28 protein-coding genes are annotated in these 26238 nt (G+C 69.2%); 25 read left to right on the top strand and 3 right to left on the bottom strand.

The annotated features are described in order from the left end of the window. The first annotated feature begins 46 nt into the window (after positions 1-46). The 12 genes from AC3ET3_RS32920 to AC3ET3_RS32865 all read left to right on the top strand — a co-directional run bounded on the left by AC3ET3_RS32920 (position 47) and on the right by AC3ET3_RS32865 (position 8631). Positions 47-619: a carbohydrate kinase family protein gene (locus tag AC3ET3_RS32920; RefSeq protein ID WP_435613442.1), complete on the top strand. Its 573-nt coding sequence runs from the start codon at positions 47-49 to the stop codon at positions 617-619. Further along, on the top strand, positions 616-1191 hold the full coding sequence (locus AC3ET3_RS32915; protein WP_073948155.1) for a DUF6624 domain-containing protein: 576 nt from the start codon (positions 616-618) through the stop codon (positions 1189-1191). Before AC3ET3_RS32920 ends, AC3ET3_RS32915 begins: the two co-directional genes overlap by 4 nt. A gap of 73 nt (positions 1192-1264) precedes the next feature. After that, complete coding sequence (locus AC3ET3_RS32910; protein WP_435613441.1) at positions 1265-1732, top strand: DUF6082 family protein; 468 nt, start codon at positions 1265-1267, stop codon at positions 1730-1732. A 59-nt stretch (positions 1733-1791) separates the two neighbouring features. After that, the gene (locus AC3ET3_RS32905; protein ID WP_073948153.1) at positions 1792-2202 is read left to right on the top strand and encodes a 6-pyruvoyl trahydropterin synthase family protein; all 411 of its coding nucleotides are present in this window, start codon (positions 1792-1794) and stop codon (positions 2200-2202) included. After that, positions 2199-2942 carry a 7-carboxy-7-deazaguanine synthase QueE gene (locus tag AC3ET3_RS32900; RefSeq protein WP_073948152.1) on the top strand — a complete coding sequence of 248 codons (744 nt, stop codon included), beginning with the start codon at positions 2199-2201 and terminating at the stop codon, positions 2940-2942. Before AC3ET3_RS32905 ends, AC3ET3_RS32900 begins: the two co-directional genes overlap by 4 nt. A gap of 56 nt (positions 2943-2998) precedes the next feature. Then, the gene (gene folE / locus AC3ET3_RS32895) at positions 2999-3628 is read left to right on the top strand and encodes a GTP cyclohydrolase I (protein ID WP_100572070.1); all 630 of its coding nucleotides are present in this window, start codon (positions 2999-3001) and stop codon (positions 3626-3628) included. Continuing rightward, positions 3625-4452, top strand: coding sequence for a hypothetical protein (locus AC3ET3_RS32890; RefSeq protein ID WP_100572088.1), 828 nt, complete (start codon positions 3625-3627; stop codon positions 4450-4452). The genes folE and AC3ET3_RS32890 overlap by 4 nt, the downstream gene beginning before the upstream one ends. Then, positions 4449-5528: a hypothetical protein gene (locus AC3ET3_RS32885; RefSeq protein ID WP_435613440.1), complete on the top strand. Its 1080-nt coding sequence runs from the start codon at positions 4449-4451 to the stop codon at positions 5526-5528. Before AC3ET3_RS32890 ends, AC3ET3_RS32885 begins: the two co-directional genes overlap by 4 nt. Next, positions 5525-6217, top strand: a complete 693-nt coding sequence (locus AC3ET3_RS32880) for a dTMP kinase (RefSeq protein WP_100572072.1) — start codon at positions 5525-5527, stop codon at positions 6215-6217. The genes AC3ET3_RS32885 and AC3ET3_RS32880 overlap by 4 nt, the downstream gene beginning before the upstream one ends. A 36-nt stretch (positions 6218-6253) precedes the next feature. After that, positions 6254-7183 (top strand): DUF2797 domain-containing protein, encoded by a 930-nt coding sequence (locus AC3ET3_RS32875; protein ID WP_435613439.1) that lies wholly within the window; start codon positions 6254-6256, stop codon positions 7181-7183. Between the two features lie 60 nt (positions 7184-7243). Then, positions 7244-8089 carry a class I SAM-dependent methyltransferase gene (locus AC3ET3_RS32870; protein WP_073948147.1) on the top strand — a complete coding sequence of 282 codons (846 nt, stop codon included), beginning with the start codon at positions 7244-7246 and terminating at the stop codon, positions 8087-8089. Then, entirely contained in the window at positions 8086-8631 is a 546-nt protein-coding gene (locus AC3ET3_RS32865; RefSeq protein ID WP_100572073.1) for an NUDIX domain-containing protein, read from the top strand. The genes AC3ET3_RS32870 and AC3ET3_RS32865 overlap by 4 nt, the downstream gene beginning before the upstream one ends. 20 nt (positions 8632-8651) lie before the next feature. Here AC3ET3_RS32865 and AC3ET3_RS32860 read toward each other — a convergent pair whose 3' ends face one another. Further along, a complete protein-coding gene (locus AC3ET3_RS32860) occupies positions 8652-9182 on the bottom strand; it encodes an NUDIX domain-containing protein (RefSeq protein ID WP_236580134.1) in 531 nt (176 codons plus the stop codon). Positions 9183-9324: 142 nt separating this feature from the next. Between AC3ET3_RS32860 and AC3ET3_RS32855 the strand changes: the two genes are divergently transcribed. From AC3ET3_RS32855 to istB, 8 genes are all read left to right on the top strand, one after another. After that, the gene (locus tag AC3ET3_RS32855) at positions 9325-10533 is read left to right on the top strand and encodes a hypothetical protein (protein WP_073948168.1); all 1209 of its coding nucleotides are present in this window, start codon (positions 9325-9327) and stop codon (positions 10531-10533) included. A gap of 471 nt (positions 10534-11004) precedes the next feature. Next, the gene (locus AC3ET3_RS32850; RefSeq protein ID WP_061915968.1) at positions 11005-11472 is read left to right on the top strand and encodes an NUDIX domain-containing protein; all 468 of its coding nucleotides are present in this window, start codon (positions 11005-11007) and stop codon (positions 11470-11472) included. After that, positions 11469-13460: an ABC transporter ATP-binding protein gene (locus tag AC3ET3_RS32845; protein WP_079189039.1), complete on the top strand. Its 1992-nt coding sequence runs from the start codon at positions 11469-11471 to the stop codon at positions 13458-13460. Before AC3ET3_RS32850 ends, AC3ET3_RS32845 begins: the two co-directional genes overlap by 4 nt. A 23-nt stretch (positions 13461-13483) precedes the next feature. Next, positions 13484-14779 (top strand): methyltransferase, FxLD system, encoded by a 1296-nt coding sequence (gene fxlM / locus AC3ET3_RS32840; RefSeq protein WP_159024994.1) that lies wholly within the window; start codon positions 13484-13486, stop codon positions 14777-14779. A gap of 78 nt (positions 14780-14857) precedes the next feature. After that, positions 14858-15997, top strand: a complete 1140-nt coding sequence (locus AC3ET3_RS32835) for an NUDIX hydrolase (RefSeq protein WP_435613438.1) — start codon at positions 14858-14860, stop codon at positions 15995-15997. Positions 15998-16244: 247 nt separating this feature from the next. Next, positions 16245-17360: an NUDIX hydrolase gene (locus tag AC3ET3_RS32830; RefSeq protein WP_435613437.1), complete on the top strand. Its 1116-nt coding sequence runs from the start codon at positions 16245-16247 to the stop codon at positions 17358-17360. A gap of 148 nt (positions 17361-17508) precedes the next feature. Further along, positions 17509-19146 carry an IS21 family transposase gene (gene istA / locus AC3ET3_RS32825; protein WP_432159016.1) on the top strand — a complete coding sequence of 546 codons (1638 nt, stop codon included), beginning with the start codon at positions 17509-17511 and terminating at the stop codon, positions 19144-19146. Beyond that, a complete protein-coding gene (gene istB / locus AC3ET3_RS32820; protein WP_432159017.1) occupies positions 19143-19967 on the top strand; it encodes an IS21-like element helper ATPase IstB in 825 nt (274 codons plus the stop codon). Before istA ends, istB begins: the two co-directional genes overlap by 4 nt. Positions 19968-20068: 101 nt before the next feature. On the opposite strand, the gene AC3ET3_RS32815 is transcribed toward istB, so the two are convergent. Next, entirely contained in the window at positions 20069-20815 is a 747-nt protein-coding gene (locus AC3ET3_RS32815) for a class I SAM-dependent methyltransferase (RefSeq protein WP_432159018.1), read from the bottom strand. Between the two features lie 590 nt (positions 20816-21405). Between AC3ET3_RS32815 and AC3ET3_RS32810 the strand changes: the two genes are divergently transcribed. The 5 genes from AC3ET3_RS32810 (at position 21406) to AC3ET3_RS32790 (ending at position 25237) form a co-directional block, all read left to right on the top strand. Then, on the top strand, positions 21406-21588 hold the full coding sequence (locus tag AC3ET3_RS32810) for an NUDIX hydrolase (protein ID WP_435613436.1): 183 nt from the start codon (positions 21406-21408) through the stop codon (positions 21586-21588). Positions 21589-21837: 249 nt separating this feature from the next. Beyond that, positions 21838-22740, top strand: a complete 903-nt coding sequence (locus AC3ET3_RS32805; RefSeq protein WP_435613435.1) for an NUDIX domain-containing protein — start codon at positions 21838-21840, stop codon at positions 22738-22740. Positions 22741-22769: 29 nt separating this feature from the next. After that, the gene (locus tag AC3ET3_RS32800; RefSeq protein ID WP_435613434.1) at positions 22770-24011 is read left to right on the top strand and encodes a bifunctional class I SAM-dependent methyltransferase/NUDIX hydrolase; all 1242 of its coding nucleotides are present in this window, start codon (positions 22770-22772) and stop codon (positions 24009-24011) included. Between the two features lie 32 nt (positions 24012-24043). Continuing rightward, on the top strand, positions 24044-24679 hold the full coding sequence (locus AC3ET3_RS32795) for a M15 family metallopeptidase (RefSeq protein WP_435613449.1): 636 nt from the start codon (positions 24044-24046) through the stop codon (positions 24677-24679). 39 nt (positions 24680-24718) lie between these two features. Continuing rightward, positions 24719-25237, top strand: coding sequence for a P-loop nucleotide/nucleoside kinase family protein (locus AC3ET3_RS32790; RefSeq protein WP_435613433.1), 519 nt, complete (start codon positions 24719-24721; stop codon positions 25235-25237). Here the strand turns inward: AC3ET3_RS32790 and AC3ET3_RS32785 are convergent. Continuing rightward, the coding region (locus tag AC3ET3_RS32785) for an amidase family protein (RefSeq protein WP_435613432.1) at positions 25215-26238 on the bottom strand (1024 nt) is incomplete at its 5' end. The two genes, AC3ET3_RS32790 and AC3ET3_RS32785, sit on opposite strands and share 23 nt — an antisense overlap.

Below are 26238 nucleotides of genomic sequence, written 5' to 3'. Positions count from 1 at the left end.
GTCCTCCCCCGCGCCTCGAAGCCAGTGCGCGACAGGGTTACCGGCCGTGTACGAGATGGGGTCGTTGCGCACCGACGCCGAACGGGACGAGGCCGCGGCCCTCGTCCAGGACCGTCAGCGCTGGCTCGCCATGCGCGGGGTGCCTACACCGGCCCGGTCCGATATCCCGGCCCTGTTCCGCGCCCCGCAGGTGAAACCGGCTGGACTGTTCGAGGACGGGCTGCTGCTGGCCTGCATGATCCCGCAACGCGGGCCCGACCTCGGATGGGGCGAAGGCCCGTGCCTCTTCCTGGACTGCGTCCACACCCTGCCCGGTCACTCCGATGACACCGTCCGGCTGATCACTCTGTGGGCCTCCGACTTCGCCGCCCGGCTTGAGGTACCGCTTGTGCGGGCCGAGGCCATGGCCCGCCATCCTCTCGACGTCGATCCGATCGCCACATTCCTTCGTCGGCTCACCGACATGGGCTGGGACGTCCGTGGATCGGGCACCGGACAGCACCATGAGCGAGTCGCGCGCCTCGAACTCACCGCTGAGCTTCGGCCTGGGCTGAGCGCGCTCATCGGCTGCCAGGTCCACGAGCCGCAGTCCGCCGCCGACCAGCGGAGTATCGCGTGAGGACCGCGGAACCGCTGCGGCCGGACCTCGCCCGCGAACTCATCGCCCGCGCCGCACAGTCGGCAGCACGCCGGGCCAGACGCGTACGCAACCAGCTCGACGCCGTCCACCTCGGCCAGGACCGTCACGCTGAGCACGCCGACACCAAAGTGCTGCGCCGCATCCTGGCCGAACATGACTGGCCCAGCCACCGTCTCGTGGGCCCCGACGCAGCACGTGCCGCCTGGAGCATCGCTCTTCACGCCGACGACGAACCCGACTTCCAGCGGGCGGCCACCACCCTTTTGAAACGTGCGGTCCAGGACGGCGATGCGCGCATCCAGCACTGGGCCCACCTTCACGACCGCGCCCTGGTCAACAGCGGGCGCCCCCAAGAGTTCGGGACGCAACTCGTCCTCAGCGCAGCAGGGGTGGAGCTGTGCCCACTGCGTGCGCCGCAGTTGCTGGACCAGCGAAGGGCCGCCGTCGGACTGCCGCCGATCGCCGTCGCTTTGGACACTGTGCGCCGCCGGTACGCCCTGGATCGCATTGTCGGCGGCTCACCGGCCGTCGTGCTAGCGGGGGTCGCATGACGCAGCGAGCCCCGCAGGCTTCCACAGACCCGCCCTCGCCCCAGATCACTTTGCGTGAAAGGACCGTTAAAGCATGAAGCTCACCACCGCCGTCCTCGCTGCCGGCGCCGCGGTTTCCCTCGCCACCGTCGTGGTCGGAGCCGCCCGGCTGAGGCAGGACGCGCGGCACCAGGCCGAACGAAATGAGGCGACCGTCGCGCGCAACCAACTCGACTGGCTGACGCAGATGTCCGCCAACCCTGACCTCGCCAAGCTCTGGACGCCCGAGGACCTGGACGTCGAGGAGTACATGCAGCTGCTGAAGGCCAACCAGCTCATCTGCATGCTCAGCCTGCGCGACCGCCTCGGCTTCGTCCGGGAGGGGCGTCTGCCGCTCTACGCCTCGAAGCTGATGGAGAGGGACGTCTGCCGGCGGTACTGGGCCCGTTTCGGGGGCCTCCGCGCTCAGGAGGCCGAGGGCGATGAGCGCGCCGAGCACTTCACCAAGGTGCTGGACAAGGCCGCGAAGAACCACCTGGGGGCACAGCCCGTAGCCGCCTGAAGAGGCGGCTGCCCCACTCCGCCCGAATCAGCCACACCCTCACCTCTCGGAGAAATCGAATGGGCTTCACTGCTGTTCCACTACCGCCCGGCATTTTCACCATCGGTAAGAAGTTCGCCTTCGAGGCTGGCCATCGGCTTCCCCGGCTGCCGCATGAGCACAAGTGCTCCCGCCAGCACGGGCACAGCTACGAGGTTGAGGTCATCCTCACTGCATCCGCGCTGGAGGATCCCGGCTTTGTCACGGACTTCGGTGCGCTCGCCCCGTTCAAGTCGTTCCTGGACACCGAGCTCGACCACCACAACTTGCACGAGATCCTGCCCTTCGAGCCCACCTCGGAGCGCCTGGCCCAGTTCCTGGCCGGCTGGTTCGTTCAGAACCTCCAATCGGAGATCCCCGGCCGCCTTGTCGCCGTCCTGGTCCGCGAGACCGCAAGCAGCTGGGCCCGCTTCGATGTGGTGGGCCAATGACCACAACCAAGCGGCTCAACCTCGAACCGGAAGTTGCCGAAGGCGAATCCCTGATCGTCGCGGAGTGCTTCGGTACCGAGGTGCCGACGTTTCAGGGCGAGGGCCCAAGCTGCGGACACCCGGCCCTGTTCATCCGCCTGTCCCGGTGCAACCTCACTTGCACGAGATGCGACACGAAGTACACCTGGGACTGGTCTCGGTTCGACCCGCACGAGGAGTCGACGAGGCAATCCGTCGCGGGCCTGGTGGCCTGGGCCACGTCTTCACCGGTCGAGCTGGTCGTGATCACCGGCGGCGAGCCGTTGATCCAGCAGGCGCGACTGGTGCCTCTCGTCCGGGGGCTGATAGCAGCCGGCAAGCGGATCGAGTGCGAGACGAACGGCACCATCGCGCCCACTCCCGAGCTGGTGGCCGACGGGGTCCGGTTCAACGTCTCGCCCAAGCTTGCCAGCTTCGGCGTGAAGGAGACCAAGAGCATCGTGCCAGCCGCGCTGGAGGCGTTTGTGGCCTCCGGGCGGGCGGCGTTCAAGTTCGTCGCTTCCACGGTGGACGACCTCGACCGGATCGCCGAGCTGGCCGACGCCCACCGGCTCGCGCCGGTGTGGGTCATGCCGGAGGGCACCACCCCCGAGGTGATCACCGCGACTACCCGGGTCCTCGCGGACGGGGTCGCGGCCCGGCACTGGCACTTCACCACGCGCCTTCACGTGTTGGCCTTCGCGGACGCCCGAGGCCGCTGACCGCACGCGACTCCACGCCCTATCCGTTCTCCAGTCCCCGGAAACGAGAGATGCCCATGACGACCTCTATCGCCAGCCCTGCGGCGGCGCCGACCGCTGCCGTCGCCGGGCCCGCTACGGTCATCGACACCGGCCGGGTCGCCGGCCTGATCCACCAGCTCTTGGTCGAGCTGGGCGAGAACCCCGCCCGCGAGGGGCTGACCGGCACCCCGGACCGCGTCGCGGCCTGGTGGAGAGCCTTCCTGTCCCCGGACGGCGCCGAAACGGCCACCTGCTTCACCGAGTCCCAGCTGGGTGGTCAGCTGGTCATCGTGGGCGGCATGAGCGTGTGGTCGCTCTGCGAGCACCACATGCTGCCCATGAACTTGCAGGTCACGGCTGGATACGTGCCGGATGGCGAGGTGGTGGGCCTTTCGAAGTTCGGGCGGATCGCCCAGCACTTCGCCGGCCGACTGCAGGTCCAGGAACGCTTCACCCGCCAGGTCGCCGAATACCTCAACGGCGTGATCGGACACGAGAACATCGCCGTCGCCGTACGCGGCGTGCACCTGTGCATGAGCATGCGGGGCGTACGGATGGAGGAGGCTCGCACCACCACGGTGCACTCGGGCGGGCGCTTCGGCACCGACCCCGTCCTTTCCCAGCAGTTCCTCACCCTCACCACCGGCCTGTGGGGGGCGTCGTGATCACCACCGCGGGCATCGACTTCTCCGTCATCGCTCCGCCTGCCTACCTGAAGAACTTCGTCGCCCAGGAGCCGGCCCGCGTCCACCACGTGGCCGCCCAACACGTGCTGTCCGACGAGAGCTACCGGGCCTTCTTCGCTCACGAGGCCGAGCGCGGCGCCGAGATCATCATCGACAACGGGCTCTTCGACCTCGGCTACGCCCTGCCGGCGGAAAGCCTCGTCGAAGCCGCGCTGGCGGTATCCGCGAGGGAGATCATCCTGCCGGACGTCATGCGGGACGGGGCCGCGACCTTGAAGGCGAGCGAGAAGGCCGCGCGAGAGATCCGGAAGCTGTCCGGCGACGCATTCCGGCTGTGCGCGGTCCTGCACGCCGCTGACGACGACGAGTGGCTGCGCACCTACGACGCCTTCGTGACCAGCGGCTGGGCCGGGGCCATCGCCCTGCCGGCCTCGCGTCGACCGGATCCCGACGAGCAACTGTGCCGCACCCGCTGGTTGGCGACCGCCTACCTGCAGGATCGCGGCCTGGTCGACAATCTGCTCATCTACCGGCTGCTCGGTCTGGGCCGGACCGGGCACCTGGAGCTGATCGAGCAGCGCGAGCACGAGTGGATCTCCTCCGTGGACGGCGCAGCCCCGGTCATCCTCGGCGCGATGGGCGTCGCCCTGCTGCCCGAAGGGCCATACGAGAAGCCCTCCACGCCCCGCATCGAGAAGCTCGGCCCGATCCCCGAAGACCGGTTCGATCTCATCCGGAAGAACATCTCCGTCGTTCGCGCGGCGGCCGGCAGCACCGTGACGATAGCCGAGGAGCACCGATGACGCCCTTACTCGCCGACCGGACCCCCGGACTCCTGCGCGCCGCCCCGATCGAGCCGGCCGGGCACACTATGACCCACGCGAGGCTGCTGCGCTACCTGGAGATCAAGGTCCACCACCTCATCCAGGACCAGGACTGGGACAGCATCCGCGTCATCGGCGCCTACGACCGCACGGCGGTGGTCTCCCGGTACGAGAAGACCGGGAAGCTGTTCAACATCGAACGGCCCACCGCAGAGATCCACGGCCGTGACCTCATCGTCAAGGCGTTCCCCGGAGCCGATTACGTCCAGCACTACGCCCTGATCATCGCCACGTATCTGGCCATGACCGGCCGCCCCGTCGGCACCGTCACCTATCAGCCGCCCGAGCAGGAGGAGTGCCGAACGGCGCTCGACGCGCTCGACCTGGAACTGGACGGCGACCTGGTGATCGTCGGCTGGGGCCTTCAGTACCTCGCTCCCGAGAACGGAGTGTGGACCCGCGGACCCGGCTACGCCTGGCAGCGCCTCGACGTCGCCGGCCGTCGCGTGGTCTACCTCGGGTTCCTCCACAGCATCTGGGGAGACGTGGCCGGACGGGTCGTCACGCGCCTTGCCGAACTCGGCGCAGGCGACGTCGTCTACGTCGGCAAGGTCGGCTCGCTGACCCCCGGCGTCGAACCGAACGCCTGGCTGGCGACCGGCAACACCAGCCTGGTACGCGGGGCGATGGTGAGCTGGGACGACTTCTTCGGCGACTACGCCGCCGCCCACGATGGGGTGCGCAGCGGCCTGCACGTGTCCTCCCCGTCGATCCTGCTGGAGAACCGCGACTGGCTGGCCCAGCACACCGCCTCGTACGCCTTCGTCGACCCGGAGATCGGCCCCATGGGGGCGGCGGCGCGCCAGGCGGGGATCAGATTCGGTTACCTCCACGTCATTTCCAACAACCTCGCCACGCACTATCCCGCCGACCTGTCCAATGAGCGTCACAGCGACGTCCTGCGCCAGCGCGCCGTCCTGGTGGACCGCATCCGCACCATCATCACCGGCCGCCTGACCGCCAGCCCGACCCACCCCCTGGGAGAATCCCGATGACGGCGAACGCGCCGACCACCACCGCAGCCGGGAAGCTGATCACCTTCGTCGGTGGTGACGGGGCCGGCAAGTCCACCCTCGCCGCCCGCCTGCACCAGGCCCTCAACGACGCCGGCCACACGGCAGTCCTCATCGGCAAGCACAGCACCGACGTCCGCCGGGACCCGGAGCTGTCCGCCTACCTCGACCGCCTCAACGAGCTGGTCTACCGGCGCGACGCCGGCGTCGCCCAGGCATGCGGCGACCACTACTGGCTGCTTGCCCTGGCCTCCTGGTACACCCTGCAGGACCGGCTCGTCATCCAGCCGGCCCTCGCCGCGGGAACCCACGTGATCCTCGACAACGCGCACCACAAGATCCTCGCTCGGTACTCGGTCAACCCCGAGGTCTCCCCCCGCCTGTGCGAGCAGGTCTTCGCGCATCTCACAAAGCCGGACCTGGTGTTCTTCCTGAACATCGGTGCTCGCGAGGCTCTCGTCCGCAAAGGCTCGTTCACTTCCCTGGAGGCCGGCCACGCCGGCGGCGGTGACGAGGACTTCATCCGCTACCAGGACACCGTCCTGGACCAGATGCGCGAACAGGCGGAGCGCGGCGCCTGGCTGACGCTGGACGTCGCCCAGTTGGACCGCGACCAGGTCTTCAAGGCCGCCGCCGCTGCCCTGGCCGACCGTCTGCGCCTGACCGTCTAAACCGGCCCTCCCTCCCCGATCGACAAGGAACGCACCATGGACCAGGCCCTGCCCGTCAGCGGGACATACGTCTGTCACGGCATCACCTGGGCGAGCGCAGACCCCCGTCTTCTGCTCGCCCCCGTGACCGGCGGACCACTCGTCTACGCCCCGGTCATGGGCAGGCGCCTGAGTTACCAGGTGAGCGGTACCGGCCGGTGGTGCATCGGCAGGTACCGGTTCGCCGACCGCGTCCGCGTCGAGGCGGTCGCCTGCCCTGACCGGGCCCCGGCCGAGGTCGGCGGACAGTGCCCGGCCTGCGCCGGGCGGGACGACTTCCGCTTCGCCCACCGGTTCCACTCCGGCGGGCATGTTCCCGACTCCCTGGCGGCGTACATGGCCCAGCCGCACTGGCTGTACCTGGCGACGTTCGCCGACGGCACCACCAAGATCGGCACCGCGGCCGAACCCCGTAAGCGCTCCCGCCTCGACGAACAGGGTGCCCTGATCGCTACCTACCTCGCCCGGAGTGCTGACGGCCGCGCTGTGCGGTTCCTGGAGGATGCCCTCACCCGCCAACTCGGCCTGACGCAGACCGTGCGAGCCGCGGCCAAGCTGACGGCCCTGGCCGAGCTGCGCGACCTCGCCCCGGCCGACACCGCCCACCATCAGCACCTCGACCGCGCCACCGCGGCCCTGAGCGGCCTGAACGTCCCGGCCACACCGGAGCCGTGGACGCCGCCCGGCGAAGGCGAACTGCTGCGGACGCCGGAGACCGGGCGCGCCTTGTACCCGCACGACCCACGCTCCGGTGAGCACGGACTGACGGTGCTCTCCTGCCTCGGCTCCCAGGTCCTCGCCACCCTCGACGGCGACGGTGAACAACTGCCCTACCTGCTCGACCTCGGCACCCTCAAGGGCCGGCGCATCGTCCTCGGCGCACAGTTCTCCTCACCGCCCGCCGCCGTACAGTCCGCGCTCTTTTGACCCTGTCCGAACACCCGGCCTGCACTGCCGGGCCGCTCTGAGAAGCGAGGCCACAGCAACATGGCACCCCAGGACGCCATCCTCGGCTGGGACGAGGACAGCAACGCCGAGGCATACAACGCCTTCACCCGCGCCCATCCCATGTACGACGCGACCAGCCGCGACCTTGCCCGTCGAGGCCATCTGGCCAACGCCAGCCTGGTGGTCGACCTGTGCGGCGGCGCCGGCGCGACCGCCCGCGCGATCCTCGACCTGATCCCGGCCTGCGCTCGGGTCGTCTCCGTCGACAACGCCGCCGCGATGCAGCGTGTCGGTCGCCGCACCCTGACCGACGCCCGCCTGACCTGGATCACCTCCCCGGCCGAACGGCTCGCCGACCACCTGCACGCCAGCAGCGCCGACGCCGTAGTGTGCAACTCCGCGATCTGGAAGACCGACACCGCCGCAGTGTTCGCAGCCGTCGCCCACATCCTGCGCCCAGGCGGGCACTTCGTCTTCAACATCGGCGGCGGCTTCGCCGGCGTCCGGCACCCCGACGAACTGTCAACCCGCACCGGGCCTTCCCTGAACGCCCTCATCCGCCAAGTCGCCGCTGAGGCCCACGGATACACCCCACCGCCGCGCGACGCGGACAGGCCGCCGAAGCTGCCGCTGAAAACAGTCACCGAGCAGCTGACCGCAGCCGGACTGACGGTCGTCGGCACAGAGCTCACCGCCCAGCACAGCACCATGGCCGAGAAGAAGGCGTGGCTGTCCATCCCCGTCTTCGCGCGGCCCGAAGGCGACTTCACCCACGCCCAGCGGATGCAGATCCTCGACACCGCCTACGCCATGACCACCCCCGATGCCCCGGCCGTGACGAGCTGGCTCGTCGTCGTCGCCCAACGGCCAAAGGCCGCCGCATGACTCCGGCCGCCCCGGCTCCCGGCGGCGGGGCCCGCCTCTGTGACCACGCAAGCGTCGGGGTACTGATCTCCTCACCGAGCGGCCTGCTGGTGTTCGAGCGGGCGATTCCTCCGGCCGGAATCGCCCCGGTCGCCGGTCACGTCGACGAGCATGGCGGCCCCGAGCAGGCCGCGCGCGACGAAGTCACCGAAGAGGTCGGTCTTACCGTCACCCACCTGCACCTGCTGCTGGACCAGTGGCGGCCCAACCACTGCCACCGCACGCCCAGCGGTCCGGTCGGCCACCACTGGTGGATCTTCCAGGCCGAGGTTTCCGGGTCGCTGTGCCCCTCGCCCCGGGAGGTCCGCGCCCCTCGGTGGATCCACCCGGCCCAGCTGCAGCAGCACGCGCTGCGGACCACCGCGCACGCCAACGGGTACCTGGACCGTGAGGAGTTCGAGCGCGAACCCGGCCTGGAGCCGGTGTGGTGCCGCTTCCTACACGACCTTGAGCTCGTCAGCCTGCCCTCGGCCGACCTCGACCGGATCGAGGCCCTCCTGTGAACGGCGGCCAAGGGCCTACCTCAGCGGGAGCCGACCGCCCGGCCGGCTGCCAGACAGCGAGCGTGCGCACGGATCCGCTCGCGGTCCTCGGGGAAGACGCTGTCCCAGCCTGTATCCAGACGGAACCATGCCGCCGGCTGGTTCTGCTCCCCGGCGAGCGGCACGTCGCGTCCCACGATCGCGGCGTAGGACAGGCCCAGCGTCGGAGACCAGTCGGCCCGGTAGGAACGCACCGCCACGGCAGCGGGCTCGGGCAGCAACTCGGTGCGCAGGCCGGTCTCCTCCAGCAGCTCTCGTGCCGCCGCCGCACGCGGCGCCTCGCCCGGCTCCACCTTGCCACCGGGCGGCACCCATCCGCGCACGCGGTGCTTGACCAGCAGGACGTGCTCGAAAGCAGGGTCGGTGACCCACACCTCGGCCGCCAGCGGCTCCATGGGATGTCGGCGGGCTTCCTCCAGCCAGGCCCGTGCACCGTCGAACTCCCACGCGGCGAGGCGGGCATCCGCAACAGCCTCGTCCAAGATCACCTGACCGACTTCACCATGACTCACCCGCCCCACCCTAGGCCGACGAACCGGCCGGACGTCGCAGCGACGAGCAGGCAGCCATCCGGGCATGTCCGGCCGGCCCGGTGGCCCCTTCGGGCTGCAGGGCGATCACCCGTGGCACCCGCTTCACACGAAGGAGACCAGCGTGCCCGATGAGCAGCCCTCGGACCGGGGAGCCTGGGTCGTCCTCGGCGGCGTCCACCTCCTCAACCGCACCGCGCCACGGCGACCAGACGAGCCGATCGTGCTCGTACGGGTGCCACCGCAGGAGGTATGCCGGCCGGCCACCACCGTGATCGTCCGCTGGAACGCGCTGGGGCCCTGCCCGGCCGAAGCGCTGCACCCCGGCGGCACCCGGCTCGGGGCGGCCAGGATCGACGGCGGCGAACTGTTCCCCGACGCCATCGCCGGTCCCGCCCTGCGCGGCCTGGTCGGTACCGAGCACGCCCCCGGCCTGGTGCCGCTGTGCTACCTGGCTGAACATCCCGGCGGCGGCTACCACGCGTACGCGCAGATCCGCTTCCATCCCGAGGATGCCTGCTTCGTCCGCACCACCCGGAAACCAGTCGGCCACGGCCCGGTCGAGGAACTGCGCTGGTTCGACCCCGTGCTGACGGCGCACGCGGAGTCGAGTACGGCGCTTAACAACCATCTGCGGTACTTCCGCAAGCACTTCTCCGGCACTGAGCTGGAGTTCAAGTACACCCTTGCCCCGGCACCGGACATCTGGTCCGCGTCCATGGAACTGCTCAAGGCACTGCGCGACGGCAAGCTGGAAGGCTGCCGTCCGGAGTACCGGGAAGAGTTCCAGATCCACCACACCGAGAACCATCTGTTCGACGTCACCGGCCCCGAGCCCGAGATCGGCTACGCCTCCTTCATCCCCACCGTCACCGCCGGGCACGTGCTCAAGCGAAAGTGGTTCACCGAGGACGCCTTCGCCCGCCGCGAGGAACTCACCCCTGGCCTCGACATCACCCCCGACCGCTTCGAGACGTTCCTGCGCGAAGACTTGAACCTCCAGGTCCGGGCCATGCCGCCCTTCCAGCGCGTCCGCTACGACATCCAGTGCGAGTCGCTGCGCACCGGACACGTCTACGGCATCTTCCTCGACCGCTGCGCACTCCTGGCGGCCCCCGACGTGGTGCTCTCCCAGTGCGAGCTGGAGTACCTCCGCTCACGCAGCATCCTCGACCACGACCAGGACGAGATCCTCATCGAGATGAACCGGATCGACAGCTGGCTCTGCGAGTACCTCGCCAGTCACGGTTGGGCCGCCGAGCACACCTTCTACTCCAAGCGCAGCTTCCTTCGCGACGCCATCTCCCTCCGCCCGGACCTCGCCACGCGATGACTGACCAAGCGCCCCCCCGGCAATCCCCCGCAGGAGGTACCGCAACCCACATGAGTGATCGAACACTGCATCACAACCCGCACCACCCGACCACACAAGGAGAGAGCCTGGTATTCGAAATCACGTTCTAGATTTCGCCCCCCTCCACCCGTTACGGCTACAGCAGGGCCGCCGTTACCCGATCACCTGTCCGCATCTCGCCCCGAGGAGTCCCCATGCATCCCGTACGCCGCCCTGGACTCGTTCATCCTGCGTTCGAAAATGCCGCTACCTCCTCGGGCGCCAGCCTTCGCCTCACCTCCGGTCGCGCAGCTCTGCTCGCCGACGGGTCACGGCCGGATACGAGGTACCTGGCATGACGCAACCCACACCTCTCCCGTCCTCCGTCCTCACCTATAGCTTTCGGTACGACGGTGCCCTCGTGACCAATGGTCGGCACACCGTAGAGCGCCTGGTACAGGAGGGCCGCCCGTGAGCGACTCGCCTCACCAGCTGATCGCCGACGTGGCGCAGGTCCTGCTCCGTACGAACGGCGCCGCCTTGTGCGTACGCCGCGCACTGGACGCCGCCCTCGCACCGGGACAGCTCACTGTCGTGGGCGGCCACCTGGAAGTCGGTGAACCACTCGACCATGCTGCGCGACGCGAGGCCATGGAGGAGGTGGGGGTCCTTATCACTGCTGAGCAGCAGGAGTTCTGCGGGCTAATCCACCACCACGACTCCGACGGTGGCCTGGACCGGATCACCGCCGTGTTCGTGGCACAGTCCTGGACGGGTGAGCCGTACAACGCCGAGCCACACAAGCACGAAGGGCTCTTCTGGGTGCCGATGGAACGACCGTCGCCGGACTGTCACCCCTACACCGCCACCATCTTCCACATGCTCACACACGGCCCGTCCTACCGGGCCATCAACTGGCCTGCGGGAGGCGCCCGGTGAAGAGATTCTTCGGCCCGGTCACGATGGCCGATCCTCAGGTCTCCGACGCCGAACACGAGCTGTTCGGCGGCCCCCTGCGCTACGACATGGGCTGGTCCCAGCACGAGCACGCGACCTTGGACCTGACCATGATGTCCGCGCTGCGCTCCATGCCCACACTCGTCGGCGCAACCCTGCGCATGGCGTGGCAGGCCGACCGGCGTGCTCTGCTCTCGGTCGGGGTCAGCGAGATCGGCCAAGGCATCGCCGCAGCCGCCGGCCTGCTCGCCGTCAACGCCGTCATGCACGCTCTGCTCGCCGGCAACGGCAGCGCTGCCGAGCGGCTGCACGCCCTGTTACCCGGCCTGTTGGCCGCCGCCGCTATCGGCGTCATCAACTCCGCCCTGTCCGCCTGGTCCACCTCCCGCGCAGGGCGGCTGGAGCCGAAGGTCGAGCGGATCGCGACCACGCAGTACCTGGCCGCCGCAGCCAGCGTCGAACTGGAAGCCATCGACGATCCCGACTTCCGGCGGCTCGTGGACATCGCCCAGCATGGCCCGGGTTCGGCCCGCCGCATGATCAGCGCCTGCGTAGCCGCGCTGAACGGCCTCATCTCGCTGATCACCACCGCCGGCGTCCTCGCCGTACTCCACCCCGTACTGCTGCCCATGCTGATCCTCATCGCCGCCCCTCGCGGCTGGGGCGCCATGCGCGTGGCCCAGGAACGATACGTGTCGGTGATGAGCTGGATCGAGCACGTGCGGGCCAGCCGCCTGATCGGCAACCTACTCACCGAACGCACCGCCGCCCAGGAAGTGCGCCTCCACGCCGTCGGCGACTTCCTCCTGAGCCGCTACGAGCAGATGGCCGAGAGCGCCGAGGCCGAACAGGAACGCCTCGCCTCCAACAAGGCCCTGACCGAGTGGGTCGCCTCCGCGCTGTCCGGTCTGGCGATGGCGGCGACCTACGGGGCCATGTTCTGGCTGATCATGGCCGGGCACATGAGCCTCGCCGTCGCCGGGACCGCCGTCATCGCGGTACGCACCGGCTCGGCGAGCCTGGGAGCGCTGGTCATGAACATCAACCAACTCCACGAGGAGAGCCTCTACGTCCGCGACCACGGCCGCTTCCTCGCCCAGGCCGCTCAGCGGACGCTGCCCGCCGGCGGTGCGCCCGTACCGGAACGCGTCAGGGAAATCGTTCTGGACCAGGTCACCTACCGCTACCCTGACCGGGACACCGCCGCCCTGGACAGCGTGTCACTGACCCTGCCTATGGGATCGGTCACCGCCGTGGTGGGTGAGAACGGCTCCGGCAAGAGCACCCTGATGAAGATCCTCTCGGGCATGCTGCTTCCCGAGGCCGGCACCCTGCGCTGGGGCGACGCGGACCTCACCGGTCTCGACCGCGCCCAGGTCTTCGAGCGCGTCTCCCTGCTCACCCAAGACTTCCAGCGCTGGCCCGTGACCGCCGCGATGAACATCCGCCTCGGCCGCCCCGACCACCCCGCTACAGACCAGGACCTCAAGCCCTCGGTCGACTACGCCGTTGCCGGCCCCGTCATCGCCAAACTCCCCGACGGGCTGCGCAGTCTGCTGGCCCGCATGTTCCGCGGCGCCATCGAACTGTCCGGCGGCGAATGGCAGAAAGTCGGCCTGGCCCGCACGCACTGGCGCAGTTCAACATCACAGGCAGACGGCGTCCTCATCGTCGACGAACCGACTTCCGCCCTCGACCCCGAAGCCGAAATCGAAGCCTTCGACCGCATCCGCCGCCTCGCCGCACCGAACCGAGCCGTTGTCCTGGTCACCCACCGCATGTCCGGCGTCCGCCACGCCGACCACATCTACGTCCTCAACAACGGACACCTCGCCGAGCACGGCACCCACGACGAACTCATCGCCGCCCGCGGTCGGTACGCCGCCATGTTCGACGCCCAGGCCGCCCAGTACGCCCCGATCGCGACCATCCCGAACCCTGCAACGCCCACCGTCTCGGACCAGGTATGACCCGCACGACCGAAAGGCCCGCCGTGACCACACGCCCCACCACGGACCTCGACGAAGCCACCGCTCTGCGCCACCAACTGGCCGACGAACTCGCCGCCGCCGGACACATCCGCACCCCCGCGGTCGACCGCGCCCTGCGCACCGTGCCCCGGCACGCCTTCGCCCCCGAAACGCCCCTCCATGCTGCGTACGCCAACGAGATCATCGCCACCCGCCACAGCGACGACGGCACCGTCATCAGCTCCATCTCCGCGCCCTGGCTGCAGGCCGACATGCTCGAAGCCGCCCGCATCCAGCCCGGCCACCACGCTTTGGAGATCGGCTCCGGCGGCTACAACGCTGCTCTCATCGCCGAACTCGCCGGCCCGACCGGCCACGTCACCACCCTCGACATCGACCCAGCCGTCACCGACCGGGCCACCCGCTTCCTGACTCAGGCCGGATACGGCCGCATCCGCGTGGTCACCGCGGACGCCGAGCACCTGCCTGCCGAGGTGGTGCCGGACGGCGGATTCGACGCCATCGTGGTCACCGTCGACACCTGGGATCTGCCCTGGATCGACGCCCTGGCCGAGGGCGGCCGTCTCGTCGCACCGGTGCGTCTGCACGGGTACCACTGGGCCATCAGCTTCACCAAGCACGACGGGGCCTTGCACAGCGACGAGCCGCTCATCGTCTGCGGCTTTGTCGCCATGCAGGGCGACGGCGCCTGGCACAGGAATCGCCGCACCGTCCCAGGCACCGGCGTCCACCTGTCCTGGGAAGACGGCAACCCGTTGCCCGTCGACGAACTCGCCCCAGCCCTCACCTGCGAGCCGACCGTGACGTACACCCACGTCACCGTAGGCGGCCAGGAACCCTTCGACGCCCTCACCCTCTACCTCGCCGGGGCCCTGCCGGGCTTTTGCCGCCTCTCGGCCGACTCCGACGGCGACAACGGGGTCCTGAACCCGCCGCCCAAGCACTGGCCCGGCGCCGCGATCGTCCGCGGCAACTCCCTCGCGCGACTGGCCACCGAGCGCATCGGCGACGGAGACGACGGCAAGGGCCTGTACGAGTTCGTTGTCCATGGCCACGGCACCCGAGGACACCTCGCTGCACAGGAGATGGCCGAGCAGGTCCGGCACTGGCAGCACAACCACCGCGGCGCCCTCTGCCCCCGCATCACCGCACGACCGGCCGCCAGTTGCACCCCGCCGACCAGAGACCACGAACCGCACGTATTTGCCAAGAAGCACACCCGCATCACCGTGGACTGGCCGATCGTTCCCGGCCGCGCTGCACTGCTCACCGTCCGAGGGAGCTGCAGCGCCGGATGAACGGCCGTACCTCCTGATCACCGCTCCCGGCCCGTGCCGAACCCATGCCCGCCCCACCGATAAGGAAGGCACCGCCAAGTGACCACTCCCGTCTCAGGTTCGGATGATGTCGCACCGCGTGCCGCCCTGTCCGCAGGGCAGCACGCCGTCCCCCGGCACACGGTGTGGGTCGGCGCCGCCGCGCTCGTCACTGACCAAGTCGGCCGCGTCCTGCTCGTTCACCCCACCTACCGCGAGGACGACCGGTGGCTGCTGCCCGGAGGAGTCGTCGAACCCGGCGAACACCCGCACGTCGCCTGCCGGCGCGAGATCACCGAGGAACTCGGCCTGACAAGCCTGCCCCTGTCGGGCGTGCTCGCCGTCCACTCCCTCTCCCCGCACCACCCGGACAGCCAGCACAGCACGCGTTTCCCCGGGGAGATCCGGTTCGTTTTCGATGGCGGAACGCTCACTCCTGACCAGGCGGAGGCCATCCGCCTCCCGCGCGAGGAGCTGTCCGAGTACGCCTTCCTGGAGACCCGGGACGCGGTGCAGCGGCTGCGCCCCGTGGACGGGCAGATCATGCTCGCCGCCTACCGTGCACGGCTCGGGAACACGGCCACCGCTCACCTCGCGGACGGCCGGCACATCCTCGACGTCCCGGTACTGGACCGCCATGACGTGCACGTTCGCTACCGGCCTCTGTGGGAGAGCCCCTTCAACCGCGACCCCGTCCCCGAACGGCTCCCCGTGCAGCAAGCCTGGGCGTGGTGCTTCGTCCCCGACGGCCGGGTCGTCCTCTTGGCCGACCCCGGCCCGCAAGGCGCGCTGCCGATGCTGCCCGGCGGCACGGTTGAGAAGACCGACGCGACTCCCGAGGACACCCTCCACCGGGAAGCCGCCGAGGAAGCGCAACTCGCTCTGACTGACCCGGTGCGACTGGGCTGGGTGCTGGACGAAACCGGTGAGGTCTACGGCGGGGTGGGGCCCAACGCCCGGCTCCGCTTGGCCGCCCGGGTCACCGCCGTCGGACCGGCGGCCGTCGACCCTGCCACCGGCCACCCCTTCGCCCGCCTGCTCGCCTCCCCCGCCCAAGCAGCCGCCCTGCTCGGATGGGGGCCGCCCGGAGCGCGGCAAGCCTTGCTTGCCGCTGAGACGGCCCGGGAGCGGTGGGGTCTGCCTGCCGCTCGGCCCGCTGCCATCGAGGAGATCCCTGCTGAGGGGATGCGGCTGAGCTGACACGAACGACTACCCCGCCTCCATCTGTCCCGCTTCACGCTCCTCTGAGGTAGCCGAATGCCGCTGTCACCCGACCACATCCGCACCACCGTCGAGACCTACCTCGCTCGCCACCCTCACGAGCGCGCGGCTCAGCGGCCTCCTGGGCGCCCTCGACCGTCCCACCGATATCGCCAGCCGCTCCACCTTCACCGGACACGTCACCTGCGGCGCGATCGTCATCGATCCGCTCGGCCGCGTCCTGCACGTGCTGCACCTGGCGAGCGGCAAAGTCCTCGCTCCCGGCGGACACACCGAGCCCGAGGACGAGTCCCTGGCAGGGGCGGCTCTTCGGGAGCTGCACGAGGAGACCGGGATCCCGCCCCAGGCCGTGGCACCGTGGCCCGGCTACGAGACTGTCCCGTTCGACATCGACATACACGACATCGACGCCCACCCGGGCAAGGGGGAATCCGGCCACCGGCACTTCGACCTCCGGTTCCTCTTCCGCCTGCAGACCGCGGCAGAGGTGCCGCTGGTACTGCAGGAAGAAGAGGTCGGCGGCATCGAATGGCGTCCCGCGCACAGGGTGGCCTCCCCCTCCCTGCGCCAGAAGCTGCTCAAGCTCCCGCCCGGAACCGGACCGGCGACCGCCAACGCCTCGGCCCTGATCTACAACGACCGTGGCGAGTACCTGCTCCACCTGCGCGACTACTTCCCCGGCCGGATCTGGGAGCCGGGGATGTGGTCACTGCTGGGTGGCGGCCGAGAGCCCCAGGACGCCACCCTGGAGCACACTGTGCGGCGCGAACTGGCCGAGGAAGCCGGCCTCCACATCGCCGACCTGACCCCGTTCGGCATCGAGGAAGCAACCGACGACGCCTGCGGGACCGTACCCATCGCCATCTACGCCGGCCGCTGGAACGGTGACCCCCGCGAACTCCACCTGACGGAAGGGGTGATGCTGGCCTGGTTCGCCCCCGACGACCTCCACCGCCTCCGCATCGCAGACACCACCAGCGCCCTCGTACGGCGCCACGCCGCCAGCCGCCCGGTCGGCGCATCCCGCACCGTGTCGCAGAGCGGGCCCGCATCGCACGAGGGGCGCCGCCCGGCCGCTCCGCACGGCACGGTTCCCAACATCATCGGCGTTCACCTCTACCTGGAACGGCCTGACGGGACGGTGCTGCTCGGGCTGCGCCACCCCGACTCCAACTTCGCGCCTTCCACCTGGCACGTCCTGGCCGGCCACTGCGAGCAGGAGAGCGCCATTACCTGCCTGATCAGAGAGGCATGGGAGGAGGCCGGTCTGCGCATTGTTTGTGACAGGTTTCGTTGGCCCCACTCCGGCACTTTGATCTGGCCCCAGTTGATCGACATTTGATTTGGCCCCACTCATGCCACTCTGAGGCGACATGCCCTCGTCCGAGTGAATGGTCTGCGCTGTCTGCCCGAGCCCGACAGGGTGTGTCTGTCGTTCACGGTCATGTCGGAGGCCGTGTGCTTGGTCATGGCCGTGTCGGGAGGCCGGGTTGCATCTATCGCGTGTCGAGCTGTTCGAAAACATCCGTCGGGACGTCCGTCTCGATCCGTCGATCTCGCAGCGGGCGCTGGCGGCGAAATACGGTGTTCACCGCCGAACCGTCCGGCAGGCCATGGCCTCCGCGATCCCGCCGCCGCGCAAGTCCAGCCAACGGCAGTTCCGCGTCCTGGATCCGGCCACCGGGTGGATCGACGCGATGTTGCGGGCCGATCTGAAGGCACCGAGGAAGCAGAAGCACACCATCGAGCGGATCCAGAAGCGCCTGGCCGAGGAGCATGACTTCGACCTGGCGTCGTATTCCACTCTGCGCAACTACGTCCGCAAACGGCGGCCGGAGATCGTGGCGGAGGACCGTGAGGGCCGCCAGCATCTGGAGGGAATGGTGCCCCAGACACACCTGCCCGGTGAGGAAGCCGAGGTCGACTTCGCGGATGTCTGGGTGCGGGTGGCCGGCGAGGTGGTCAAGTGCCACCTGTTCACGCTGCGGCTGTCGTATTCGGGCAAGGCCGTCCACCGGGTGTTCGCTTCGCAGGCCCAGGAGTCGTTCCTCGAAGGTCATGCGGAGGCATTCCGGGTGCTGGGCGGTGTCCCGACCAAGCACATCCGCTACGACAACCTCAAGCCCGCGGTCCGGCAGGTCTGCACCGGCCGCAACCGGGTGGAATCGGAACGGTGGACCACCTTCCGTTCGCACTACGGGTTCGATGCCTTCTACTGCATTCCCGGTGAGGAAGGCGCCCACGAGAAGGGCGGGGTCGAACAGGAAGGCGGACGCTTCCGCCGGGCCCACCTGGTCCCGGTGCCCGACGTCCCGTCGCTGGAGGAGCTGAACGCCCGCATCGCCACGATCGACGAAGCGGAGGACGAGCGGATCCTGCGCGGGAAGCTGACCTCGATCGGCTTCAACTTCCGCATCGAGGCAGAGGAACTGGCCCCACTGCCGACCGAGGACTTCGAGTGCGGCATCACGCTGACTCCGAAGGTCGACCGGACCAGCCGGATCACCGTCCGCCAGAGCCACTATTCGGTGCCCGCCCGCTTCATCGGCGAACGGGTACGCGTTCTGCTGCGGGGCAACGAGCTGCTGGTCTTCGAGCGCCGGAACATCGTCGCCCGGCATCCTCGGCTGACCAAACGCTACGGATATCGCGACGTGCTGGACCACTACCTGGAGATCCTCCTGGTCAAGCCCGGCGCCATGGCCGGGTCGACCGCGCTGGCCGCCGCACGGGCCGAGGGCTCCTTCACGGCCATCCATGAGGCGTTCTGGGCCGCCGCCCTGAAGGCCCATGGGGACGCGGCCGGCACCCGGGCCCTGATCGAGGTCTTGCTGCTGCACCGGCGAATGCCCGCCGAGGCGGTCCAGGCCGGGATGTCTGCCGCGATCAAGGCCGGATCGATCAGCCCGGACGTGGTGGCCATCGAGGCCCGCAGGGCCGAGTCCGCCGCCCGCGACCCCGAGCCGGAGGACGACGAGAACGATCCTCCGCCCTTGGCGGACATCCCCGGCGGGCAGCTGCTGACGCTTCCCGCCCGCCGGCCCGAACTGCCCGAGGACAACCGTCCCCCGCCGTCGGTGGACGTCTATGACCAGCTCCTTACCCGCCATCCGAAAGGTTCCGCATGAACGACAGCACCGCCCTCTTCGACGTCGGTGAGCGGGTCCCGGGCCCCCGCAAGGACGCCTCCGCCGCCGGCGCCGTCGAGACTGTGATCGACGAAGCCTGCCGGGCCCTTCACCTGCCCACGATCCGCTCACGCTGGGAGGAGATCGCGGGAACGGCGCTGAAGGAGCGGGCCAGCTACAAGGACTTCCTGGCCGATCTTCTGGAAGCCGAGTGCCTCCAGCGAGAGGAGCGGAAGAAGACCCGGCTGGTCAGGGAGGCTAACTTCCCCCGTCCGAAGCGGCTGGAGGACTTCGAGTTCGAGAAGAATCCGAACGTGACCCCCGAGCAGGTCAGCACCCTGGCCGACCCGGCCTGGGTGAAGGTCGGCCTGCCGCTCTGCCTGATCGGGGACTCCGGCACCGGCAAGTCGCACCTGCTGATCGGCATCGGGACCGCGATCGCTGAGGCCGGGATGCGGGTCCGCTACACGACCACGGCGAACCTGGTCAACGAGCTCGCCGAGGCGGCGGACGAGAAGAAACTCGGCCGGACTCTGGCCCGCTACGGACGCGTTGACCTGCTCTGTCTCGACGAGTTCGGCTATCTCGACCTGGACAAGGCCGGGGCGAAGCTTCTGTTCCAGGTGTTCACCGAACGCGAGGAACGACGGGCCATCGCCATCGCCTCGAACGCACCGTTCTCGGAGTGGAAGCAGACGTTCACCGACCCCCGGCTCTGCGCGGCGATCGTGGACCGGGTGACTTTCAACGCGCACATCGTCGAGACGGGCACCGACAGCTTCCGCTTCAAGAAGACCCAGGAGAAGCACCGCAAGTCGTGAGTACAGGTGTCGGAGCCCCGCATGGCAAAATGCGCGGGGCTTCGGCGCAGGTCAGGCCATTGTTTCTCTGGGCGGATCCGCCCGCTGGGCTGCCATGGTGTTCAACGGGCAGCAACGGCCAAGCTGACCACGTAGTGCTCCTCGACCGTGCCGTTCGGGAAGACTTCGGTCAGAAGGTCGCGCTCAGCAGCCAGGAACGTCCTGGTGCCGTTCTCGCCGAGAACAAGGAAGTCGGAATAGCTGGCCAGGTTCGCGAGATGGGTATCGAGCGGGACGCTCCTGGTCCACACGACCTGTCGGGTGACGAAGCTGAGTTGGGCTGGCAAGCCGCGGAATCGGGCCATCGGGTCGGGTTCGCTGTCTTTGGCACCAAAGAGGCGGCGCAGGCGGGAGTCCTGGTCGGCTATCCAGGACACAGTGCTGTCTGAGTCGTTCCACCAGAGAGCGAGTGCACCGCCGGGGCGCAGTACTCGGAGGGCCTCTGGGACGGACTTGCGCTGGTCGGTCCAGTGCCAGGCTTGGGCATAGGTAATGACGTCGATGGACTCGGAGGCAAGCGGCAGGTTGTTGCCGTCACCGAGTACGAGGGGGACATGGGGCAGTCCGAGGCGGAACTGCGAAGCCATTCCAAACCCCGGTTCCACCGCGATGACGCGCGCACCCCGGGCATGAAGGAGGGCGGTCGCCAGTCCTGTGCCGGCACCGATGTCCGCGACGCGGGCACCGTTCAAGGGCCGGTCGGCGAGTTCCTCAACCGCATCGAGCAGCGCGGGCGGATACGAAGGACGGTTGGCGGCATAGCTGGCGGCTGCCCTGTCGAAGGAACGGGCCTGCGAAGTGATCGTCATCTGACCATCCTCGGCGGTCCGGAGGCGCCTGGCACAGCACTTTGAAGCCGTTTCCCCGCCAAGGCGTCGCAAGGCTACCGACGGCGCCTCCCAACCCCCGACAATCCCTCCGCTGCGGCTCGGGACACGGCTTCTGAGCCGATCCGCTTCAAGAACCGAGGCCGGCGTCCCTTGCGGGGCGCCAGCCTCGGCCCAGTTAGGCACGAGCCGTTCTCCGCCGGTCGTGCCGATGCCCGTCCCGTCGTCCACCGCAGATCGGAGAATCCGTCGGTCCCGGATCGAACACGGGTCGAGATCCTGTAGTCCAGCGGGCTGTCGGGGCCCGTCGTCCAGTCCGGATCCGATGTGCTTCACGCTACCGCTCCGCCCCCTCCCCCCGGCCAGAGAACCCACTCGTTCGGGGTGGGGCCAAAACAACTTGTCGGAGCGAGGTTGACGCCCCCACACGACCGGTCTCTGCCAGCGAGTGGGGCCAACTTCAGTGCCGGGGTGGGGCCAATTCAAGTTGCCACAAACAGCGCATCGAACGACAGGACGTCGAACTCGTCCACGTCGTCCACCACATCGACCGGGCCGGGGGCCGGCCCCGCATGGGCCTGTTCTTCCGCGCTCGGACCTGGGGCGGCGAGCCGGAACTACGCGAGCCGGACAAGTGCACCCAGTGGAAGTTCTGGGATCCGGCCGCCCTCCCCGAGGACCTCGTCCCCTATACCAGGGTCGCCATCGAGGGCATCCGGGCCGGCCGCTCCTACTCCGAAACGGGCTGGGTGTGAACATGGCCGCTTCCATGCACCCGGACCTCCCGCCCGAGGAAGTGCGGCAGCTCGCCGAAACAAGCAGTGGGCTACATCGCCAGCTGGTCGGACACCTCCGCGGCCCGCGAGAGCAGCCGGGTGTGACGGGCCGACGGAGCAGGGGGCGGGACATGGTCCACCCTGAAGATTCCGTCACGGAGCAACCCCCGTTCACCTTCCATGGGCCGCTGAACGCAACGAACCACACCGCATCTATCGGAGGCATGTGTGCCTGACGACACCCAACAGGCGATCCCAGCCGTCCGGAGTCCGGCGGCCAGAGAGGAACGGCAAGAGCACCACATGCGCCTGCTCCCGCGGTACTACCGCCTAGTGGAAGCAGGCCGCAAGACGATCGAAGTGAGGGTGGCCACCCCGCGGAAGCGCGCCGTTGCCGTCGGCGACACGGTCGTCTTCCACGACCGCGACACCGGCCGGGAGCTCGACGTCATCGTGCAGCGGATCACCCCGTACCCCTCCTTCGAGGATCTGCTCAGTTCAGAGGACCCCGCGCGCATCGACCCGAACGGGCCGCCCGGAGAACTGCTCGCCAACCTGCGAAGCATCTACCCGCCAGCCAAGGAGGGCCTCGGCGCCCTCGCCTTCGCATTCGACCACCGCCCTGCACGGCCAGGCCGACCGATGCCGATGACGCCCGCGCAGTACGCGCACACCGTCCCCCACCACACGGTGTACGGCTGCCTGTACATCCGCGACGAACACGACCGGCCGGTTCAACTGCGCTCGGTCTACGGCTCGCGCCTCTGGCAGTTCCCGGGCGGCAACCTGGACGCCCAAGGAGAGGACCCGCTGCAAACCGCTCGCCGCGAAGCAGTCGAAGAGACCGGCCTCGAACTGGGCCTGGATACGCCGAAGCTTCTCCTCACGCACTTCCTGCACGCCGGGCCCCGCCTGCCGCTGAACAAGGTAGGGCTCATCTTCGACGGAGGGCGGCTGACCGCAGAGCAGCTCGGTCGGATCCGGCTCGATCCCGCCGAGCACGACATGTGGGCCGTGCACGACCTCGCCACCTGGCAGGGACTGATGGCGCCGCGCGCCTTCGCCCGCCTCGACGCCATCGAACAGGCCCGTCGTGGCGAAGGCCCCGCCTACCTCACCACGCACACCTGATCCCCAGCGCACCCACCCAGGAGGCAATCGTGGCCGCCCAGGACACCAACACACGGGCCTGGCATATGTATGGGCAGCGACAACTGGCTCGCGCCTACACCCCGCCCGTCCCCGACCAGCTCACCTGGACGCCTTGGGAAGGGGTCGGACCGGGAGCAGAAGTCCTCGGTGACGTCACCGGCCGCCGCGTCCTGGACATCGGTTCGGGAGCTGGCCACCACGCCGTCCATCTCGCCCAGGCGCACGGAGCCCGCGTCACCGGAATCGAGCTGTCCCCGACCCAGCACGAACGCGCCATCTCCGCCCACACGAACGTGGAGGGCGTGGAGTTCGTCCAAGGAGACGTGGCCGAGTACCTGGCTGGCACCGCGCCGTTCGACGCCGCATACGCGATCGGGACGCTCGGGTTCATCGATCCGCACCGCTCCCTGCCCGCGCTGCGCGACGGACTGCGCCCCGGTGCCCCTCTGATCCTCTCGCTCCTCCACACCGACTTGCACGGCCGCGGCCCGTCCACGGAGGTGGCGCCGCGCGAGCAGATGATCCTGCTGCGCGACGATCCGCCCCTGCCGACGCAGATGTGGGTCCTGTCACCGCAGCTGTGGGAGGACCTGCTCACCGAGTACGGCTTCCGCGTCGAGGCCATCGACCTGCTGCCTCACCCCGACGAGGGCGCCACGGTTATCCAGCAGGTCATCCGCGCCCGGCGCCTTCCCGACCGGCCAGCGCGAGTCTCCAGCCGGCCCCGCAGCACCCGAGCGCCGGCAGCCCACGCAGCCGTCGGCGTCGGAGCGATCCTGCTGAGCGAACAGGGCATTCTGCTGGGACGACACCGACGCGGCACCCTCGAACTGCCCGGTGGGAGCGTGGAGGCCGGGGAATCCTTCGTGGACGCGGTGATCCGAGAACTCGGCGAGGAAACCGGTCTGGTCGCTCGGACCGGCGACGTCCAGCTCCTGGGCACGCTCTTCGACCACGTCGGAAGTGTCCTGCGGGTCACCGTCGGCGCGCTCGTCCTTGCCTGGCAGGGGCAGCCGACCACGCAGCCGGACGAGAGCGTCGGCGACTGGGCTTGGCACCCGCTCGATCAGCTCCCCGACGGCCTGTTCGTGTGCAGCGCCCAGATCCTCACCGCATGGCGGCCCGACCTGGCCATCGACCACTCGCCAGCGCACTTCACGCGTTTCGCATCCGGACAGCGGCTATGCCTGGCGACGGCCTGGCCTGACCGCCGACACCGACGTACACCTGTCGCGCCGCTCCTCTTTTAGCGTCGAAGGAGACGTAGTTGAAGATCGTGCTAATGTCCGACCCTCGAGTCGCCGCCATCCCCGTTCAGGACTGCGGCGAGGAACTCATCGACATACGGGCGTCCGGCCTGTTCCTCGTCGATCAACGCAAGCAGGACTCCGACGGCCACTTCGCGCACCTGCGGCACGGGCTCATCGAGCGCCTGGAACACGCCCAGCGACTGCTTCCCACTGAGCTCCGCCTGCTCGTCGTCGAGGGGTACCGACCTCCGGCGCTCCAGCGGGCGTACTTCGAGGAGTACGCGACCAAGCTACGTCGCGGAAACCCCGACTGGAGCGACAGCCGCGTCCACGAGGCCGCAAGCCGCTACGTCTCCCCACCGGAGATCGCGCCGCACAGCGCCGGCGCGGCCGTCGACCTGACCCTCGCGGCCTCGGACGGCCAGGAGGTGGACATGGGGACGAGGATGAACGCCTCCCCAGAGGAAAGCGACGGCGCCTGTTACACCCACGCGAACTCGATCATCGGCGCCGCCCGGGCCCATCGCGACACGCTCTGCCGCGTCATGTCAGCCACCGGTTTTGTGAACTATCCAACGGAGTGGTGGCATTTCAGCTACGGAGACCGATACTGGGCCCTCCACACCGGCCAGGCAGCCGCCGTCTACGGACCACGCGACCGCACGTAAGCAGCAGCTACCAGCAGTACCGCGAGGAAGCGCGACATCGTGAGCAAGCCGACCGCCGTCCTGCTCATCGGAATCACCGGCTCCGGCAAGACGCACCTTGCACAGGCCCTCGCCGCGATGGGCCTTGTCCGCCTCAGCGTTGACGAGGAGGTCCACCGCCTCCACGGCCGGTATGGGGTCGACTACCCCGAGCACGGGTATTTCGAGCGCGAGGCTCCTGCGGTCGAGACCGTACGTGCGCAGCTCACGGAGCACCTCGGCGCGGGCCGTGCCGTCGTCCTCGACCACGGCCTGTGGCGTCGTTCCGATCGCGAGGAATGGAAGAAGACAGTCCGAGCCGCGAGCGGACTCCCGCTGCTCGTCTACCTGCCGGCCTCCAGGGAGAAGCTCCTGTGGCGCCTCGCCGCGCGCAACCAGCGCAAGGACGCCAATGCCTTGAACGTGACTCCCGAAGCCTTGGACGACTTCTTCGCTCGGTTCGAACCGCCTACGGACGATGAAGGTGCCGTCATCGCCTACAACGGCGACGCAGAGGTCATCCGCTCCATGATCCGATGACGCCCCCGGCCGTCCCGCCGAGCAGAGGCGCCAGGTGCTCGGCCATCACGAGCAAGGACCGCTCCGAATAGGCAGGTCCTACCAACTGCACACCAATCGGGAGGCCATCGGCGCTACGCGCAGCAGGCATGACCAGGCTGGGCAGACCGACGTGGCTGGTCAGGTTGGCCCAGCCGGTCTGGTCGAAGAAGCTCCGTTCGACGCCGTCGACCATGAGAGAGCGGCTCCCGGCTGGGATCGCCGCAGTAGGAGCGGCGGGCGTAATGAGGACATCGTGCCGGGCGTCGGCGAAGAACCGGTGCCACGTCTGCCGGAGCCGGAGGCGCTCCTCGTTGGCGCGGAGCCAGACACGGTGTGTCTGCGTTCGGTGGCGGAGGAAGGCGGCTCGAGGGCTCGCATCGTCCGTGTGCAGGTCACGGGCAGCGGCGAGTTCGGCGGCGCCGGCGTCGTCGTCGGTGGCTGCGGTCGTGGTGGCGTAAAGGAGTTGCTCGAAGAGGCGCAGAGAGTCAGCGAAGCCGACCGGCCCCGTGGTGTGGCGGACACTCGCGCCGGCGGAGGTCAGCGTCCGTTCGACGGTGGCGAGAGCATCGGCGGTGTTGCGGTCGACTGAGCAGCTCGCGTCGTCGGCCCACACTGCCACGCGGAGCTGGCCGATCTCGCGTTGCGCCGTGGGCAGCGTGACGCTCCAGGGGTTGTTCTCGTCGGGTGACGGTGTCGTCAGTGCGGCGAGGAGCAGGTCGAGGTCTCGGGGGTGCCGGGCCAGGGGGCCGGGGGTGACCATGTCGCTGCTGGTGATCCACCCCGGCGGGCGAGGGACGTGGCCGCGGGCTGGGATGAGTCCCTGCGTGGGGCGCAGGCCGTAGACACCGCAGTAGTGGGCGGGGAGCCGCAGGGAGCCGGCGAGGTCGCTGCCGAGGTCGGCGGGGGTCAGACGGGCGGCGACTGCTGCTGCGGGGCCGCCGGAGGAGCCGCCGGTGGTGCGCTTGGGGTCATGCGGGTTA

The organism is Streptomyces sp. bgisy159, from assembly GCF_057707805.1.
Note: the sequence above shows the minus strand (reverse complement) of the source record. Positions and strands in the feature narration are given on the sequence as shown.

What these genes read in the sequence shown, in the direction of transcription:
- AC3ET3_RS32865 (WP_100572073.1), top strand. Translation starts at nt 8,086, where the DNA reads ATGACTCCGGCCGCCCCGGCTCCCGGCGGCGGGGCCCGCCTCTGTGAC.
- AC3ET3_RS32905 (WP_073948153.1), top strand. Translation starts at nt 1,792, where the DNA reads ATGGGCTTCACTGCTGTTCCACTACCGCCCGGCATTTTCACCATCGGT.
- AC3ET3_RS32810 (WP_435613436.1), top strand. Translation starts at nt 21,406, where the DNA reads ATGGGCCTGTTCTTCCGCGCTCGGACCTGGGGCGGCGAGCCGGAACTA.
- AC3ET3_RS32875 (WP_435613439.1), top strand. Translation starts at nt 6,254, where the DNA reads ATGGACCAGGCCCTGCCCGTCAGCGGGACATACGTCTGTCACGGCATC.
- AC3ET3_RS32870 (WP_073948147.1), top strand. Translation starts at nt 7,244, where the DNA reads ATGGCACCCCAGGACGCCATCCTCGGCTGGGACGAGGACAGCAACGCC.
- AC3ET3_RS32795 (WP_435613449.1), top strand. Translation starts at nt 24,044, where the DNA reads ATGTCCGACCCTCGAGTCGCCGCCATCCCCGTTCAGGACTGCGGCGAG.
- istB (WP_432159017.1), top strand. Translation starts at nt 19,143, where the DNA reads ATGAACGACAGCACCGCCCTCTTCGACGTCGGTGAGCGGGTCCCGGGC.
- folE (WP_100572070.1), top strand. Translation starts at nt 2,999, where the DNA reads ATGACGACCTCTATCGCCAGCCCTGCGGCGGCGCCGACCGCTGCCGTC.
- AC3ET3_RS32880 (WP_100572072.1), top strand. Translation starts at nt 5,525, where the DNA reads ATGACGGCGAACGCGCCGACCACCACCGCAGCCGGGAAGCTGATCACC.
- AC3ET3_RS32910 (WP_435613441.1), top strand. Translation starts at nt 1,265, where the DNA reads ATGAAGCTCACCACCGCCGTCCTCGCTGCCGGCGCCGCGGTTTCCCTC.
- AC3ET3_RS32900 (WP_073948152.1), top strand. Translation starts at nt 2,199, where the DNA reads ATGACCACAACCAAGCGGCTCAACCTCGAACCGGAAGTTGCCGAAGGC.
- AC3ET3_RS32815 (WP_432159018.1), bottom strand. Translation starts at nt 20,815, where the DNA reads ATGACGATCACTTCGCAGGCCCGTTCCTTCGACAGGGCAGCCGCCAGC.
- AC3ET3_RS32885 (WP_435613440.1), top strand. Translation starts at nt 4,449, where the DNA reads ATGACGCCCTTACTCGCCGACCGGACCCCCGGACTCCTGCGCGCCGCC.